The organism is Enterobacter sp. N18-03635 (assembly GCF_004006055.1).
GTDB lineage: Bacteria > Pseudomonadota > Gammaproteobacteria > Enterobacterales > Enterobacteriaceae > Enterobacter > Enterobacter vonholyi.
The window spans coordinates 1,598,776-1,614,774 of sequence record NZ_CP034769.1; the positions used below are offsets into that span (position 1 = coordinate 1,598,776).

Here is a 15,999-nt window from a genome sequence, read left to right on the forward strand (position 1 = left end):
TTGTAACGTTTTTTTAGGCTGGAGCACCTTAAAACTGGCAGTTAAACTGTCAGGTAAATTATCTCTTCGTGGATTTGGCGGAACATGGAACTGAAAGCAACGTCGCTGGGCAAACGCCTGGCACAACACCCTTACGACAGGGTTGTTCTCCTTAATGCCGGGGTGAAAGTCTCCGGGGAACGCCACGAATACCTTATTCCGTTTAATCAGCTTCTGGCTATTCATTGCAAACGCGGTCTGGTGTGGGGCGAGCTGGAGTTCGTTCTGCCTGACGATAAAGTCGTGCGCCTTCATGGCACCGAGTGGGCGGAAACCCAGCGTTTCCATCATCATCTGAACGCACTCTGGCAGCAGTGGAGCCAGGATATGAGCGTGATTGCCGCCCAGGTGCTGCAGCAGGTGCTGGACGATATCGCCCAGAGCAACGCGCAGCACGCGTGGCTGACCCGTCAGCAGACTGCCGGCCTGCAGCAAAAGATCCGGCAGGCACTCTCGGCGCTGCCGCTCTCCGTGACGCGTCTCGACGAGTTTGACAACTGTCGCGACGCCTGGCGCCAGTGTCAGGCCTGGCTGAATGAAAAGGATAAAAGCCGTCTCGCCCATAACCAGGCCTGGACGGATGCCATGCTTACCCAATACGCCGATTTTTTCAGTACGGTGGAATCTTCACCGCTCAATCCGGCTCAGGCGCGCGCGGTGGTCAACGGCGAGCAGTCGCAGTTGGTGCTCGCGGGAGCCGGTAGCGGAAAAACGTCGGTGCTGGTCGCGCGTGCCGGCTGGCTGCTGACGACCGGGGAAGCGGTTGCCGATCAAATCCTGCTTCTGGCCTTTGGCCGTAAGGCCGCGCAGGAGATGGACGAACGGATCCAGGAGCGCCTGCACACCCGGGATATCACGGCCAGAACATTCCATGCCCTTGCGCTACATATTATTCAGCAGGGCAGTAAAAAAGTGCCGTCCATCAGTAAGCTGGAAAACGACGCGCAGGCGCGTCAGGCGCTGTTCATCAAAACGTGGCGCCAGCAGTGCAGCGAGAAAAAGGCGCAGGCGAAAGGGTGGCGTCAGTGGCTGGAAGAGGAGCTTAACTGGGAGGTGCCAGAGGGCAGTTTCTGGCAGGATGACAAACTGGCGCGTCGGCTGGGTTCGCGACTTGACCGTTGGGTCAGCCTGATGCGAATGCACGGCGGATCGCAGGCTGAGATGATTGAAAGCGCGCCGGAGGCAATCCGCGAGCTGTTTTCGAAGCGGGTCAAGCTGATGGCTCCGCTGCTGAAGGCCTGGAAAACAGCATTGAAAGAAGAAAATGCGGTCGATTTCTCCGGTTTGATCCATCAAGCCATCATCATTCTTGAAAAGGGACGTTTTGTCAGCCCGTGGAAACATATTCTGGTGGATGAGTTCCAGGATATTTCTCCACAGCGTGCGGCTCTGCTCTCGGCGCTGCGGGCACAAAATAAACATACCTCTCTGTTTGCGGTGGGTGACGACTGGCAGGCCATCTATCGCTTCAGCGGGGCACAGCTTTCGCTGACGACCGCATTCCACCACTATTTTGGCGAAGGCGATCGCAGCGATCTGGACACGACCTACCGCTTCAATTCACGGATTGGTGAAATCGCCAACCGCTTTATCCAGCAGAACCCGCATCAGCTGGCAAAACCGCTCAATAGCCTGCGGCCTGGGGATAAAAAAGCAGTGACCCTGCTGGCGGACGATCAGCTGGAACCGCTGCTGGACAAGCTCAGCGGCTACGCGAAGCCCGATGAGCGTATCCTGGTGCTGGCACGCTACCATCACCTTAAACCTGAGGCGCTGGAAAAAGGCGCCACCCGCTGGCCGAAACTGCAGCTTGAATTTATGACGATTCATGCCAGCAAAGGGCAGCAGGCCGATTATGTGATCGTGGTGGGGCTGAAAGAGGGGAGCGACGGTTTCCCGGCCTCGGCCCGCGAGTCGGTGATGGAACAGGCCCTGCTGCCGGAGCCGGAAGATTTCCCGGATGCCGAAGAGCGGCGTTTGCTGTATGTGGCAATGACCCGCGCGCGCCATCGCGTGTGGCTGCTGTTCAATAAAGAGGAGCCATCCGTGTTTGTCGATATATTGAAGAGTATAGATGTGCCGGTGGCGCGGAAGCCATAACGCCGTCGGGCAAGGATGGGTAGGCCGGGTAAGGCGTAGCCGCCACCCGGCTAAAAAAGCTACTTCAATCTCTCTGAAAGATAACGCTGATAGTCCGGAATAAGGATATCTACCGGTGAGTTAAACTGCGGCGATTCGATGATGAAATCCGCCGTCGACAGGTTCGTCGCCACCGGAATATTCCACACCGTCGCCAGGCGCAGCAGCGCTTTGACATCCGGATCGTGCGGAACCGCGTTCAGCGGGTCCCAGAAGAAGATCAGCACATCAATTTTCCCTTCGGAAATCTGCGCGCCGACCTGCTGATCGCCGCCCATCGGGCCGCTCAGCATCGCATTCACCTGCAGACCCGTTTCGCGCTGGATCAGATTACCGGTTGTACCGGTCGCCGACAGGGCGTGTTTTTCCAGCAAAGACTGATGGCGGCGAACCCAGTTAAGCAGCATTTGTTTACAGTGATCGTGCGCTACAAGAGCAATGTGTTTGCGCTCAGGTAGCGTGCGTGTTGTCAGTTCCATAATCATATCCATCAGGTTAACTGACTACACGATGACGGGAACCGTCTGACGCTGCAAGAGAAAGGCGTAAAAAATGTGGCTTATGATGAAGGTTGTTGTTTTGCCCACTGTAAAAAACGGGCCCGCGTGTCGGGATCGGCCTGCTGGAACCAGAACTTAAGGCGCTGTTCCGTCAGGGTCTGGGACTGGGGAGGAATAACGTCCAGTTCTGAGACGCCGGAAAGCAGCGTACTGTCGTCAGCCATCATGGTGGCAAACTGAGGAAGCGATGCGCGTTTACCCGCTTTGTTATAGGTCTGGGTCGCTGCCTCGTAATCCGGGCCTTTCGGTGAGGTCGTCAACGCCAGAATATCCAGCTTCACCGGAATCGGCATCGCATCCCCGTCCAGCAGTTCAACGCGGGGTGAAGCGTCGAAGGCCGCAGATTCCTTCTCCGTTTCAAGGCGAGGCAGGGTGATATTCACCTGACTGATTTGCCGGGTATTAAAGCTGACGATCAGCGGCGGCGAGATGTACATCCTTTGCTCGTGATTCGCCAGACCGATCGATTTTTCCACCCTGAATACCAGCTGATGCGGCCCGTTATCCAGCTCGATGCTGTCTGCACCGCGCAATAACGAGCTGGAGACCTTTTTTCCGTCCAGTACAAGGAGATCAATGTCGGTAGAGAGCCGGAGCGTGGTAGCAAAAACCCAGACCGGCATCACTAACGCAATCAGAGCAGTGGCAATACCGGTTTTCATAAAAGGCTCCCGTCAGAAATCCTGTCGCCGCATTAATGTATCTAAATTTTTCGATAATCACGTTTACTAACATATAGACATATTTCGCCGTTTTGCCCTCATGCATCTGTATGGGATGGATGGTTGAGATGTGCGGTTTGGCGTACACTTTTAAAAAAGCCAGGAGAAAAACCATGAAAGAGAACGATATTGCCGAGATTCTGACATCCACGCGTACCATTGCGCTGGTGGGCGCGAGCGATAAACCCGATCGTCCAAGCTATCGGGTAATGAAATACCTTCTCGATCAGGGCTATCACGTCATCCCGGTCTCGCCAAAAGTGGCGGGAAAAACCTTACTGGGTCAGCAGGGGTATGCCACGCTCGCTGACGTGCCGGAAAAAATTGATATGGTTGATGTCTTTCGAAACTCCGAGGCAGCGTGGGAAGTGGCGCAGGACGCTATTGCCGTCGGGGCGAAAACGCTGTGGATGCAGCTGGGCGTGATTAACGAGCAGGCTGCGGTGCTGGCGCGGGATGCGGGGCTGAACGTCGTCATGGACCGCTGTCCGGCGATCGATATCCCCCGTCTGGGGCTGGCGAAGTAATAAAAAAAAGCCCGTTCATCGGGCTTTTTTTACACGCTTAGTTCCGCAGGCGCGGAGCCTGTAACTGTTTGCGGATAGTCTGAGCAAGTTCATCCATAGTGGGTTGCTCCGGATGCTCTTCCTGCAGCTCGCTACTCAGCTGCGCTTCGGCAAGGTAGGTGTGGACGGGTTGCCCGTCATCACCTTCCATCACCACATGGTACCAGGGCGCGGCGCGAAGCTCTGCATTCACCGCCAGCTCGTCTGCTGACGGTTCATCAAGGGAATACTCCGGGTCGATATCCACGACCACACCCAAATACCCGAGCAAAGTGTGGCGGACCTGCTGGCCGATACCGAATTTGCTGGCAATCATAGTCACCTCCCGGGAAATACGACTTACACGTTATGTGCGGGCAATATTTCTCTTTTCAAGTTACATGACGCGACAGGCAAACCCTTTCAGATACAGTCCTTCCGGGTAGGTAGCAATCACGGGATGATCGGCTGCCTGACGGAACTGCTCTATAAATTGTACATCACGGCCAGCATCTATTGCGGCGTCGGCGATGATTTTCTGAAATAAATCTGTGGTCATCAGGCCGGAGCAGGAGAACGTGAGCAGAACCCCGCCCGGGTTCAGCAGCTGGATGGCCAGCATGTTGATATCTTTATACCCACGGCACGCGCCCATCAGCTGGCTTTTATTTTCCACAAACTTTGGTGGATCCATCACGATGACGTCGAACTTCTCGCCCTGATCGCGATATTTACGCAGCAGCTTGAACACGTCATCGCGTACAAATTCCGCTTTGCTCAGATCCAGCTTGTTCAGCTCGACGTTCTGTTTTGCCACGTCCAGCGCTTCCTGCGAGGTATCCACGCTGACAACCTGGGCGCAGCCGCCCATCAGAGCTGAAACGGCAAAACCGCCGGTATAGGAGAAGCAGTTCAGCACGCGTTTGTCGGCAACGTACTGACGCGTAGCCAGACGACTGTCTCGCTGGTCGAGGTAATAACCCGTTTTGTGCCCGCCCTGAATATCCACCAGCAGCTTCATGCCGTGCTCTTCAATCGGCAGCAGGGCAGGCGGCAGTTCGCCGGTCACAGGACCTTGCGTCAGTTCCATACCCTCTTTTTTACGCACCGCCACATCGCTGCGATCGTAAATGGCACACTGCGGGAACAGAGTTTGCAGGGCGCTAATCAGCGCGGCACGCTGGTATTCCGCCCCAGCGCTCAGAAGTTGCAGCACCAGGAAGTTGCCGAAGCGATCGATGGTTACACCTGGCAGCCCGTCGGACTCACCGGCAATCAGGCGGTAACTGTCCAGCCCGTCGCGTTTTGCCAGCCACTCACGCCACTGCTGTGCCTGCTGCAGACGGCGAACGAAGAAGTCGATATCGATGGTTTCATCTTTATCAAACGTCCAGACGCGGGCACGGATCTGGGACGCTGGCGAGTAAGCGCCTCGCGCTAACCATTTCCCCTGATGGTCAACGATATCAATGGTTTCACCGAGGCTGGCTTTGCCTTCCATACGGGCAACCGCGCCGGAAAAGACCCAGGGATGACGGCGCAGTAATGATTTCTCGCGCCCTTTGGCTAACACTAAACGTACACTCATAATTTGCTGTTCTGTCGATTTCAGGAAATGGCGCGTAGATTACCACATTCAGCAAGGCGCAATCATCTGCGGATGCCGTTGAGCGTTTCGGCACAAAATCAAATCGCTTAGGCACATTGGGGCATTGTTGCGTGCTTTATCTTAGGGCTTCCGGTTCAGCAAAGGAAATACCCATGAAAAAGCACAGTGTAATCGCAATAGCCGCTCTGGCGGCAATGAGTTCTCAGGTTTTAGCGGCAACGCCTTTCGGCATCACCAGCCGGGATATTTCCGGCGAACGACGGTTAGCGCAACGGCAGGTGTTTGAGGGGTTCGGCTGCCACGGTGGAAATACTTCACCACAGCTGGCATGGAAGAATCCCCCCGCCGGTACGAAAAGTTTTGCCGTTACGGTATATGACCCGGATGCACCTACCGGCAGCGGCTGGTGGCACTGGACAGTAGCCAATATTCCGGCGAAGACAATGACGCTGCCTGCTGATGCCGGTAATCCGAACGGCGAGAAATTACCTGCCGGCACTGTGCAGGGGCGTAATGATTTCGGCTATTCTGGATTCGGCGGCGCATGTCCACCCGAAGGGGACAAGCCTCATCGCTATCAGATTACCGTCTGGGCGCTGGACGTGGATAAACTGCCCGTCGACAACAATGCCAGCGGCGCGCTGGTCGGTTTTATGCTCAACAGTCACGCTCTGGCAAAGGCTCAGTTAACAGCAACCTATAGCAGATAAGGATGGCAGGGTGCAGGAGTTTCATTTTCGACATAAACATCTTACAGCGGGTGAAGTGACTGCCAGCAAAATGCATCGCCTGCACCAGGTTAAACTTTTTTTTCCGGCTATTTGTCATATCACTCACGGCAGTAAGGTGATTGTTCAGGATGATAACCGCCTGGAGGCGACACGGGATGAGCTCATTATTATCCCGGCCAATACGTCGATGGAAATTATCAATCAGCCTGTAAACGGGCTGTTTCACTCGGATTTGCTAATGTTATCGCCGGAAATTGTTGCCGAGTTTAAAGCGCATTACCTGAAATCCTGGCCGCGCACGACGCTGCATTCGCTCTGTGCTCCGCTGAGCGAGGGGCTGGCATTTATGTGGGACAACCTGCTGCACGCCGTCCGTCAGGATTTACCGGAGGCGCTACAAAAGCATCAGGCTTTCGGCCTTTTGCTGGCCCTGCTGCATGACGGTGTGGCGGGTCCGCTGCTTGTTGAGCGAAACAGTAACCTGACCGAGCAGGTGCGACAGTTCATTATGCTGTCGCCCGCCAGAGCCTGGACCGCGCAGGACGTTGCCAGCCGTCTGGCCCTGAGCGTACCGACGCTGCGCAGACGGTTACGCGAGGAGTCACAGAGTTTTCGCCAGATTGTCGAGGAGGTGAGGATGGCCGTGGCTTTGTCACAGCTACAGTCAACCCGATTACCGATCGGCGAAATCGCATTACAATGTGGGTATCTTTCCAGCTCTCGTTTCACTGCCCGTTTCCGGCAACACTATGGCTGCTTACCGAAAACGCTACGTTAAGGAGAAGAAGAATGTCTAAAGTCTGCACTATTGCCTGGGTTCACGGCGTTGTTCAGGGCGTCGGGTTCCGCTACAGCACCCAGCGCGAAGCGGTTGAGCTTGGGCTAACGGGATACGCGCGCAACATGGACGACGGAAGCGTCGAAGTGGTCGCCTGCGGCGAAGCGGAGCAGGTCGACAAGCTGGTGGCGTGGCTGAAAGCGGGTGGGCCGCGCAGCGCGCGGGTTGATAAGGTCTTAACTGAACCCCATCAACCGGGGCGCGAATACGTAAACTTCGGTATTCGGTATTAAATACACTTCACCGGCTTAGGCAGGCCAGCAATTTTGGTGGCCTGTTTTGCCGGGCCTTTCGGGAACAGACGATACAGATAGCGGCTGTTGCCTTTCTCTTCACCGAACTTATTGGCCATCGCCTTGACCAGCATGCGGATGGCCGGAGAGGTGTTGAATTCAAGATAGAACTCGCGAACAAAACGCACCACTTCCCAGTGTTCTGGAGAGAGGGTTATCCCTTCGTTTTCCGCAATTTTCTCCGCCAGCGGTTCGCTCCAGATCGTCGTATCTTTCAGATAGCCTTCGCTATCGGTCTCAATTTCCTGGCCTGCAAAAATGAACATAATTTTCTGTCGTGTGTGAAAAAACCGGCGACAGTGTAGCAAAAAAGAGGCCGCAGGATAAACCGTGCCCTACAGGAGGAGCTGCAGCAGATTATTGGCATTAAGCTTTTTCAGCGCGTTGCATTTATGGGTCGAAACCTGTTTCTCAGACATACGCGTCATGATGGCAATGTGGCGTACCGGCAACCCGGTAAGCATCAGATCGAGCACGTTGAATTCAAGGCCGGTAAGACAGCAGTCAAGACTTCGAACGCGACGGGGCTCTTTTGCCAGCAAATACGCCGCATCGGCAACGGCGATCCTGTCGTCGATGATATAAAGCGTTAGCGTACCGAAACGCTTGCGTAAATGCGTCGCCAGCGCCCACCCTTTTTCATTGCAGACCAGATAAAGGCTGCCTTGCCAGCGGGCGGCTTCCAGTCTGAGTAAAATGTTAATCAGTGCCTGATGCGTACCCGCAACGGAAAAACGACAGCGTACGACAACCACGCGGCGGGTAAGCAGCGTTGGCTGCCATTGTACGGTATCGCTTATGACCTCTGGCTGGACGCCCCGACGCAGCAGCGCATAGCGCAACCCTTCGGCGTAAAATCGATTGTTGTCGAGAATGGCGTAACTCACGGTGACCTCGTTATATCGTGCTGGGCGTATAGATAACGCGCAGCGTGCCGGTGTAGTCGCCCGCGTTTTTGCTGCTGGCAGCAAACGCGGGGGTTTTCAGGATAATCGGTGCAGGAATGCACAGTACGCTCTCGCGTCCGCCGGGCAGCACGACCTGACGCAGATACTGCGGATCGTTTGTGCCTTGCCAGACAAGGGTTTTACCGTTCGAGACGGTTTCGGTTGCGCCTGTTATTGGATTGGTGACGGAGACCCGATAATCGAGACGATCCCGCGCATCGGTCTGGCTACCGCCACGTCGCCTGATAGAAAACGCGCCATCTGCACGGCCCGCTGACGTAAGTCCGTCGTCCTCAAACCGAAGGTAGGCGCGGGTGCTGGTACTGTTATTGCCGTCGTACAGGCACATATCCAGCGAGTTCTCACCCTGGATCTCACTGCCTCCCGGTCGCCCCGGGAAGTTGGTCAGGTTGAGGTTAACGATGGGCGTTGAGTGCGGAAAGGCTGGCAGATATATCTGCTGGTTTCCCGGGTCGACCACCTCAATGCGAATATTTGCCTGCCATTTGGCGATGGTGAGATAGCCAGGACAACCGACATTTACGTCATTGAAGTTGCCGCCGCAGTCGGCGCTTCCCCACTGACGCAGGTTCTGCTTCAGCGTGGCGGTCCAGATCCCCGGCAGGGCGAGCTTATCCAGTTCGCTTTTCACGATATAGAAATCGAAATAAGGCTCTCTGTTCCAGTCAGCGATGGTGGCCGTTCCCCCTGTCACGAAGCTGGCAAAGGTAAACACTTTGTTGTTGATAAACATGTAGTGATCGCCATACACCTTGATATCCGCCGTCTTGCCGGTGAGGGTATGCGTGAAACGTAAATTGATGGCATAGGGCGCGGCCGGGTTTGCCGAGAACCAGACCGGTGAGTTCATGCAGGCGCCGTTCGTGGTATCGGTACGGGACTGACAGGTCAGGGTATTGCGTCCCCACTTTTGCGGATCTGCGGCGTCAAAGCCGCCCGATTCATGAAACCAGATGTCAAAACGCGCGGGCGGCGCGGTGCGATCGAAGCTGATCCCTACGCTGGTGTTTCGTCCCGCGGGAGAGCCTGCCAGCGTCTGGCTGGCCCACAGGCTTAAGAACAGTAAAATAAAGAGGCACTTAATCACATCATTTCCCTTTTGTGAGGCTATCGGTGTTCATGGCAGTCGGGCCAGCAGGAACCGACCGTCCGGCCAGCATCAGCTGTGCCTGCTGCTGGACGGCATCCGGCAGGGCGGAGAAGGTTAACTCCTTACAGGGGATCGACCCGACGTAACGCACCACGTCGCGCATACTCTTCACGTTCAGCGCACACTGATAAAACTGCTGCTGACGCACCAGGTAGAGGTTATGCAGCAGGGCGTCGCTTTGGGCGCTAAACCCGCCGTTGCCAAGGTCGCTCCAGCCGTTCACGTTCAGCGGCACGCCGCCGATAAACGGCGAATGACGCTCGTCGGTTAACTGGCCGAGCCAGGTGTAGCTTGCGGTGGTTTGCACCTCCCGGCGCAGCAGTTTGCCAGGCACCATAAACAGCGTTCTGCTGCCCGATCCTTGCGTGATTTCACTGCTGGCTCCTCGTGAGACATCCAGCGATTCGTTAACCGTCAACGTTGTCTGCTGATAGCCCGGCACCGCGAAGAGGGCGCGGCTATTGCCCGGAATATCTGCGCTGCCGCCGTTATCCAGCGACACGGCCACGCGCGGATCCTGAGCATCTTCCGGCGTGGTCACGTTCACCGCGACGGCGGAAGCAGGGCGACCGTCGCTCCAGCGGCCCAGCCACAGGCCAGAACGCGACAGCGCAAGGGTCGAGCTGTAGTTGCCGCTGCTGCTCAGCGTATGGCGCCGATCCTGACGATCCCAGGCGTCGCTGACGGTAAGACTGCCGTTGCCATATCGCCCGCCCTGGCGCGTATAGGCTGAGGTATTCAGCGAGTCGCTGTTAATGCCCGATGCGCTAAGGCCGTACTCATTTTCGCCGCGGGCATCGGCATACCAGTTATGCGCCACGCTGTAGCTCAGCTGGTTTTTTTCACGTTGCTGGTGCTGCCATGTCGCGCCCAGAGAGGTGTAGCTTGATGCATCGCCCTGACGGTTATGCGTCATGGACAGGCTCACGCTCAGGTAGCCGCCTTTATCCCTGCCTTCGCGTGAGTCATCGTTACGCATGAACAGGTTAATGCTGCTGTTAATGTTCAGACCATGGGGGCTGAAGGCCTTGCTCAGGCCACCCTGCCAGGCCCGCGTACGCGAGCGGGTCATATAGACTGATTCCCACGGCAAACCCGCATCGTGGCGATCGTCGCTGTCCGGGAGCTCCCGACGTGAAACGTACCGTCCTTCGTTGCGGTTATCCGAATACCCCAGGCTCGCATACCAGGCGCCGACCGGGACGGAGAACATCACCGAGAGGGTGCGATAACAGCCGTTCACGGCATCAAACCCTGTACTTCGGGTGTTGCAGTTTTCCGCTGATAGCGCGTTGCGATAGAGGCTAAGTGAAAAACCGTCGTTGTAGCTGATTTGCTGGATATTGCCTCGCTGGCCTTCGCTGCCGTAAAGGTAGCTAAACCGGGTACTCAGCACGCCATCGATCGGGCCCGCGTTGAAGCCCCGGCTCCAGTCGATCGCATTTTCCAGGAAACGCTGGTTTTTCTTGAACGTTGCGCCGCTGGTTAGCGCCAGCGACGGGGTCAGGGGCAGGCGTACGCCCGCCTGCGCAACCGCACGGCGTTCTTCGTTTTGTTCGCTGTTGTCGGTTTCGCCCGCCTGCAGGAACCACTCGACGCGGTCGAATGGCGTAATGCCGGTTCGGGTAAACGGCACCTGCTCGGTGCGCGTCAGCCGGTTATTTTCATAGATGGAGAGCGTCACGGTGTAGCTCCCGTCCGGGAACGATCGCGTGTCCAGGGTTTGCGCCCCGGCATTCAGATAAAAGCTCGCCAGAAGCTGATTGCCCCGGCGGGCGTCGATACGCGCGTCATGGGAAAGTAGCACGGTAACAGGGGTTCCCTTCGACTGCTGAACCGGATTTATCCACGCCCTTGTCGATCCCGTGCGCAGGCCGCGAATTTTGCCCAGCGGCAGCTGGCTGAGGTTAATATTTCCGCCAGCATTACTGAACAGATCGCGGGTATCCATCTCGCCTAGCTGGACATAGTACTGACGCAAGATATCCTGGCGGAACCAGGCGTTGTTGACGGTTATCTCCTGCTGCTGCTGACGCCGTGAACGCTGTCCCAGCCAGGTCCAGTCGAGATTAACATAGCCGTCCTGCGTGAGCGCCAGCGCGCCGTTGCCCTGCACGGTAGCCGACTGATAATCCCTGTCGGCAACGAAGTTAATGTTCTGCTGATGGATCAGCGCATTTTCAGTGTCCTGCGTGGGCTGATACCACTGATTTTCCGCGATGGCTTTAGGCAGAAATTTCTTGTCCAAAAACAGGCTAATGCGGGCGTTATTCTCGTCATAGATAATGGCCGCGCGGTCGGTATCAATGTAATCGCAGCCTGCTGCGGAGCCGTTGCTGCTGCAGGCCAGGTTGCCGTTACGGGCAAGCGGAACGGCCAGCGCGGCAGACACGGTGGCAACGAGTGCAGGGGCGTCATTGAACCGTCGTTTGATGGCCGCAACCACGGTTTCAGGTGCGACAAAGCTCACCGTTTCAAGGGTGATATCCGTTTCAAAAAGTCCAAGCGACTCGCCGTAGAGGTTGACCTCTGTCCACAGGCGCTGCGTTTTCGCCAGATCTTCAAAACCTGCCGGGACGGCCATCCCGGCGCAGGCGAGTTGGATGGAAGCGGGTAACAAAGCAACAAAGAGGAGGGTATTTCTGTGAAACGCCATGAACGAGCCTCGACATCATCCTGACGTCAGAGGGTGGGCACCCTCTGACGTTATTCCTTAGGTGCTGTGTTGTTACGCACCGCCTTCCGTGGTAGTCGCCTGCGTCAGCATCAGGCTGACAACGCCGCTGTACTGACCGGTTTTCAGAATGCCTTTGGTGGTCTGGGAAATGGTCAGCGGAAGTACCGCTGAACCGTTTTCGATGCTTCCCGGGAACAGTTCGGTACCGGTGTATTCAACATCTGCGGTAGAGAGGGTTTTATCGCCCAGCTTCACCGTCATTGGGATGGTCTCAGCGCCGTCGGCATTCGCCAGCTTCGCGGCGCTCACCAGACGGACTTTCACGTTGCTGGTGGCGGAGTTAGACCACACCTTGGTATTCAGACGATAGCTTTCCAGACCGCGGCCAGGCAGGTACTGCATATCGATGCTTGCCGGCAGCGGCGTGTTATCGGCCTGGGTCATATCCAGCTGTGAATCAACGCTGGCGTTGACGGTAATATCTTTTTGAATCGCCAGCGCGCTAACGGACGTGGTCATCGCGGCAACAATCATTAGAGGTTTAAAGTACTTACGCATTGATATCTCCATATTTACAAATGAGCACCCTGGCTCTTTAAACAAACCCTTTGGGGTCTTTACGGTGACGTCGTGTTATTGCACGACGGGTAAATCAGCTTCTTCAGCGGTTTTATTCACCCAGTTGAAGTAGCGGAATTTATATTTCTGGCCTTGTGTCTTTGTGAGCGTTTTTAATTTCCGTTCGGTGTCCGGATAAATCGTCGCGTCTTCTTTAACCCATTTACACGACGAATCTGCGTTACAAATACCGATCTCTCTCAGCGGCACGCGCAACGTGCCGTTGTTTTTTAACGTGCCCCTGCGAGGGTCTATCGTCAGTGAAACCACACTTTTTTCCGGTGCGAGATGGATCAGGGCGCCCCAGATCACATTGACACCCAGTCTTGCCGTCGCCGCAGGGCTTTCTGCCTTGCCCGGAATAATGCTGTCAGGCTGCTTTACTCCTTCAAAATAGACGCGCCAGGTCGTCTCTTTTTCCGGGGGCGTAAGCGATACCAGACGAACCACTCGCATTGCGCCTGCCGCAAGGGCGAATTTTTCCGGTGTGACAACAACACCGCCTTCTTTCCACGAGGCCACATCAATCTCTTTTTCCTGGGCCGTGCCGGGATTAAGAATTTTCTTTTGCCTCACCCGAATGAACTGAATATCATCCGTTTTTGAGGCCACCTTAATTTGCGCCGCACCGGACTTATCCACGTTAAGTTCCATGGGATACACGCTCATATTGGCCAGTGCCATTTCTGAGAAAAATGGCAGTGACAGCGCAGCGATATAAAAGGCAGTTGTCTTATTCACATTTTTTTTCTGTTTCACTTTCGGTCCGCCTGCGTTGAGTTCATTCCCGGAGCATTCACAACGGGACACCCTCTGCTAACGTATCGCTTCAGGGCAGGGAAACTTTAACCAGAACAGCGGTTTGTGAAAATTTGTATTAATTAACTCGTTACATACAGTTTTTTATCCTGCTTTTCTGGCTTTAAGGTTGTATAGTTAAGCGAAAATACCGCGACCAGGGATGGAGAGAGAATTCCTTCTGATGAAAAAATAAGCAGATCGGGAGGCGATTTTCATGTCGATGTACCAGGGATTAAAAAGCATGCGGTAACAGCCGAGAATAAAAGATGTTTTTTATATGCAATAATTCGTTGTTATTTGATCCTGAAGCACATGCAATAAGTCTTGTTGGACAACCGGAATCTGTATTAACGCTTTCGGCACCCGCCGTTCGCCTCTTACAGGAATTTATTAAACACAAAGGGCACGACCTGAGTCGGGAGGAATTGATTACCCGCGTGTGGGAGGAGTTTGGCTTTACGCCATCGGGAAATAATCTCAATAAAGCGGTGAGCGAATTACGGAAAAGCTTCCAGGCGCTGGGAGAGAGGTATGAATTTATCGTAACCGTGCCCCGTTATGGGTTTCGCTTTGAGGCCGATGTGATTTTTCAGCCTGGAGAGAATATTCAAACCGCCGAGCCGCAGCCTCCGTCTGCACCGCAACAGGAAAAGCGGCGACCCGCTTCCCTGAAAAGGTGGGGGATTCCTGCCGTATTGATTGTCGCTGTATTGGGAGCGAGCTTCTGCTTTAGCCGACAGCAGGGGATATTCGTCCCGGCGAAACTCATGCCGGTTAAGGAGAAAATCGCGCGTTGCAGCATCTGGATTATCAACGATCACGGAAGACCGCTGGTGTTATCGAAATTAGCGGAGCGGCTGACGGCCAATAACGTGGCGTGCGAACGTGAGGAATACGACATTTATTATTTCAGCGCCCGTTTTTCTATTGCCACTGCAGATGAGGTGTTCATTGGCGCTTGCCCGGTCAGTAAATCCAGCCTGTGCAAAACCATCCGTTATAAAAGTGGGGCACAAAAATGAAAATAAAACTTCTTTTTGGGCTGGGTGGCGCATTGGTCGGCAGTGCCCTGGCGCTATTTTACTATTCCGGCTGTGTGTTTAAAAAGGATGTGCTGGCCTGCAGCACTGAATTTAACTTCACGCGCAATGAGGGAAAAGCCAGCGAAGTAAAGGTCAATACCGTTGCTCAGTTCTATTTTCACCGGGATGGTACAGGGGTAACTACCTATAAAGGCGCGGCAAGGGCTGACGGGCAAAATATGATCGTTGACAGGGACGTGGACTTTACCTGGCAGCAGCGGGACGACGATAAGGTCATTGTATTGAGCTACACCGAAACCTGGCGTCGGCACAATGACAATACGCCTGATGCACAGTGGGGGAGCTTTGCCAGTCCTACCGCACGTTATTACCTCACGATCTCTGAACTCTCGCCATCCGTGTGGCTGATTCAGGACCGGCGTTACCCCACCTATATTTGCCGGGGTGAGTAGGGCATAAAAAAAGGAGAATGCCAGAGGCATTCTCCTTTTTAATATCCGTTGTGCTTAATCGCGGCTGGCGAAGCCCAGGATGCTCAACAGGCTGACGAAGATGTTGTACAGCGACACGTAAAGGCTCACGGTGGCGCGGATATAGTTCGTCTCACCGCCGCGAATGATGTTGCTGGTTTCAAACAGGATCGCGCCGGAAGAAATCAGAATAAACACGGCGCTGATCGCCAGATGCAGGGCAGGCAGCTGCAGGAAGATGTTGGCCACCATACCCACCAGCACCACCACAACACCCGCCATCAGCATGCCGCCGAGGAAGGACATGTCCTTACGGGTGGTCAGCACGTAGGCCGAGCAGCAGAAGAATACCAGCGCGGTACCGCCCAGCGCCATGCCGATAAGGTCGCCCATACCGGCAGACAGATACGCGTTCAGCATCGGTCCCAGGATGTAGCCCAGGAAGCCGGTGAAGGCAAACGCCGACAGAATACCGACCGGTTTGTCAGCGGTTTTGTAGGTCAGGAACATCAGACCGTACATACCCACCAGCGTCAGAATGAGCCCCGGAGACGGCAGCATCAGCACGGTGCTGGCGGTGGCGGTGATCGCTGAAAACGCCAGCGTCAGGCTGAGCATGAAATAGGTATTGCGCAGCACCTTGTGGGTGCTGAGTAGCGATGTGCGGTCGCGTGAGGAAGTAATTATACGATCCATGAGTCACTCTCTTATGACAGATGTAATTAACGGAAAGAATAGGAAACGGGGCGCCAGTCTCAAAGTGGTTTTACCCATCTTTACTCAGCAGGTTAGCGCT

General features: G+C 55.1%; 18 protein-coding genes. 7 read left to right on the forward strand and 11 right to left on the reverse strand.

Features of this window, described 5'->3' with window-relative positions; genetic code table 11:
• The first annotated feature begins 84 nt into the window (after nucleotides 1–84).
• Nucleotides 85–2,139 carry a DNA helicase IV gene (helD, locus tag ELK40_RS08225; protein ID WP_127730301.1) on the forward strand — a complete coding sequence of 685 codons (2,055 nt, stop codon included), beginning with the start codon at nucleotides 85–87 and terminating at the stop codon, nucleotides 2,137–2,139.
• A 59-nt stretch (nucleotides 2,140–2,198) separates the two neighbouring features.
• Here helD and mgsA read toward each other — a convergent pair whose 3' ends face one another.
• Both mgsA and ELK40_RS08235 read right to left on the reverse strand, forming a co-directional pair.
• Nucleotides 2,199–2,657, reverse strand: coding sequence for a methylglyoxal synthase (gene mgsA, locus ELK40_RS08230; protein ID WP_045330803.1), 459 nt, complete (start codon nucleotides 2,655–2,657; stop codon nucleotides 2,199–2,201).
• Nucleotides 2,658–2,737: 80 nt separating this feature from the next.
• Nucleotides 2,738–3,400 (reverse strand): DUF2057 family protein, encoded by a 663-nt coding sequence (locus ELK40_RS08235; RefSeq protein WP_127730303.1) that lies wholly within the window; start codon nucleotides 3,398–3,400, stop codon nucleotides 2,738–2,740.
• 173 nt (nucleotides 3,401–3,573) lie between these two features.
• Here ELK40_RS08235 and ELK40_RS08240 point away from each other — a divergent pair, with 173 nt between their 5' ends.
• Nucleotides 3,574–3,987, forward strand: a complete 414-nt coding sequence (locus ELK40_RS08240) for a CoA-binding protein (RefSeq protein ID WP_008499920.1) — start codon at nucleotides 3,574–3,576, stop codon at nucleotides 3,985–3,987.
• A 37-nt stretch (nucleotides 3,988–4,024) separates the two neighbouring features.
• On the opposite strand, the gene hspQ is transcribed toward ELK40_RS08240, so the two are convergent.
• Both hspQ and rlmI read right to left on the reverse strand, forming a co-directional pair.
• The gene (gene hspQ, locus ELK40_RS08245) at nucleotides 4,025–4,342 is read right to left on the reverse strand and encodes a heat shock protein HspQ (protein WP_008499919.1); all 318 of its coding nucleotides are present in this window, start codon (nucleotides 4,340–4,342) and stop codon (nucleotides 4,025–4,027) included.
• Nucleotides 4,343–4,402: 60 nt separating this feature from the next.
• Entirely contained in the window at nucleotides 4,403–5,593 is a 1,191-nt protein-coding gene (gene rlmI, locus ELK40_RS08250) for a 23S rRNA (cytosine(1962)-C(5))-methyltransferase RlmI (RefSeq protein WP_014883260.1), read from the reverse strand.
• A 173-nt stretch (nucleotides 5,594–5,766) separates the two neighbouring features.
• Here rlmI and ELK40_RS08255 point away from each other — a divergent pair, with 173 nt between their 5' ends.
• Genes ELK40_RS08255 through yccX form a run of 3 tightly spaced genes read left to right on the forward strand, consistent with a single transcriptional unit; the run spans nucleotide 5,767 to nucleotide 7,416 of the window.
• Nucleotides 5,767–6,324 carry a kinase inhibitor gene (locus tag ELK40_RS08255; protein ID WP_127730305.1) on the forward strand — a complete coding sequence of 186 codons (558 nt, stop codon included), beginning with the start codon at nucleotides 5,767–5,769 and terminating at the stop codon, nucleotides 6,322–6,324.
• A gap of 10 nt (nucleotides 6,325–6,334) precedes the next feature.
• Entirely contained in the window at nucleotides 6,335–7,123 is a 789-nt protein-coding gene (locus ELK40_RS08260; RefSeq protein WP_127730307.1) for an AraC family transcriptional regulator, read from the forward strand.
• Between the two features lie 11 nt (nucleotides 7,124–7,134).
• On the forward strand, nucleotides 7,135–7,416 hold the full coding sequence (gene yccX, locus ELK40_RS08265; RefSeq protein ID WP_029739909.1) for an acylphosphatase: 282 nt from the start codon (nucleotides 7,135–7,137) through the stop codon (nucleotides 7,414–7,416).
• Here yccX and tusE read toward each other — a convergent pair.
• The 6 genes from tusE to ELK40_RS08295 form a co-directional block, all read right to left on the reverse strand.
• Nucleotides 7,413–7,742, reverse strand: a complete 330-nt coding sequence (gene tusE, locus ELK40_RS08270) for a sulfurtransferase TusE (protein ID WP_111964534.1) — start codon at nucleotides 7,740–7,742, stop codon at nucleotides 7,413–7,415. The genes yccX and tusE overlap by 4 nt on opposite strands.
• 69 nt (nucleotides 7,743–7,811) lie before the next feature.
• Nucleotides 7,812–8,363: a LuxR C-terminal-related transcriptional regulator gene (locus ELK40_RS08275; RefSeq protein ID WP_126302784.1), complete on the reverse strand. Its 552-nt coding sequence runs from the start codon at nucleotides 8,361–8,363 to the stop codon at nucleotides 7,812–7,814.
• A 10-nt stretch (nucleotides 8,364–8,373) separates the two neighbouring features.
• Nucleotides 8,374–9,531, reverse strand: a complete 1,158-nt coding sequence (locus ELK40_RS08280) for a CfaE/CblD family pilus tip adhesin (protein WP_127730309.1) — start codon at nucleotides 9,529–9,531, stop codon at nucleotides 8,374–8,376.
• A 1-nt stretch (nucleotide 9,532) separates the two neighbouring features.
• Nucleotides 9,533–12,250, reverse strand: coding sequence for a TcfC E-set like domain-containing protein (locus ELK40_RS08285; RefSeq protein WP_127730311.1), 2,718 nt, complete (start codon nucleotides 12,248–12,250; stop codon nucleotides 9,533–9,535).
• Between the two features lie 72 nt (nucleotides 12,251–12,322).
• On the reverse strand, nucleotides 12,323–12,829 hold the full coding sequence (locus ELK40_RS08290) for a CS1 type fimbrial major subunit (protein WP_021240847.1): 507 nt from the start codon (nucleotides 12,827–12,829) through the stop codon (nucleotides 12,323–12,325).
• 75 nt (nucleotides 12,830–12,904) lie between these two features.
• A complete protein-coding gene (locus tag ELK40_RS08295) occupies nucleotides 12,905–13,648 on the reverse strand; it encodes a fimbrial protein (RefSeq protein ID WP_111964530.1) in 744 nt (247 codons plus the stop codon).
• A gap of 308 nt (nucleotides 13,649–13,956) precedes the next feature.
• On the opposite strand from ELK40_RS08295, the gene ELK40_RS08300 reads away from it, so the two are divergent.
• Nucleotides 13,957–14,712 carry a winged helix-turn-helix domain-containing protein gene (locus ELK40_RS08300; protein WP_111964529.1) on the forward strand — a complete coding sequence of 252 codons (756 nt, stop codon included), beginning with the start codon at nucleotides 13,957–13,959 and terminating at the stop codon, nucleotides 14,710–14,712.
• Entirely contained in the window at nucleotides 14,709–15,185 is a 477-nt protein-coding gene (locus tag ELK40_RS08305; RefSeq protein ID WP_111964528.1) for a hypothetical protein, read from the forward strand. Before ELK40_RS08300 ends, ELK40_RS08305 begins: the two co-directional genes overlap by 4 nt.
• Before the next feature lie 54 nt (nucleotides 15,186–15,239).
• Here ELK40_RS08305 and yccA read toward each other — a convergent pair whose 3' ends face one another.
• Nucleotides 15,240–15,899: an FtsH protease modulator YccA gene (gene yccA / locus ELK40_RS08310; protein WP_023335168.1), complete on the reverse strand. Its 660-nt coding sequence runs from the start codon at nucleotides 15,897–15,899 to the stop codon at nucleotides 15,240–15,242.
• Nucleotides 15,900–15,999: the final 100 nt, after the last annotated feature.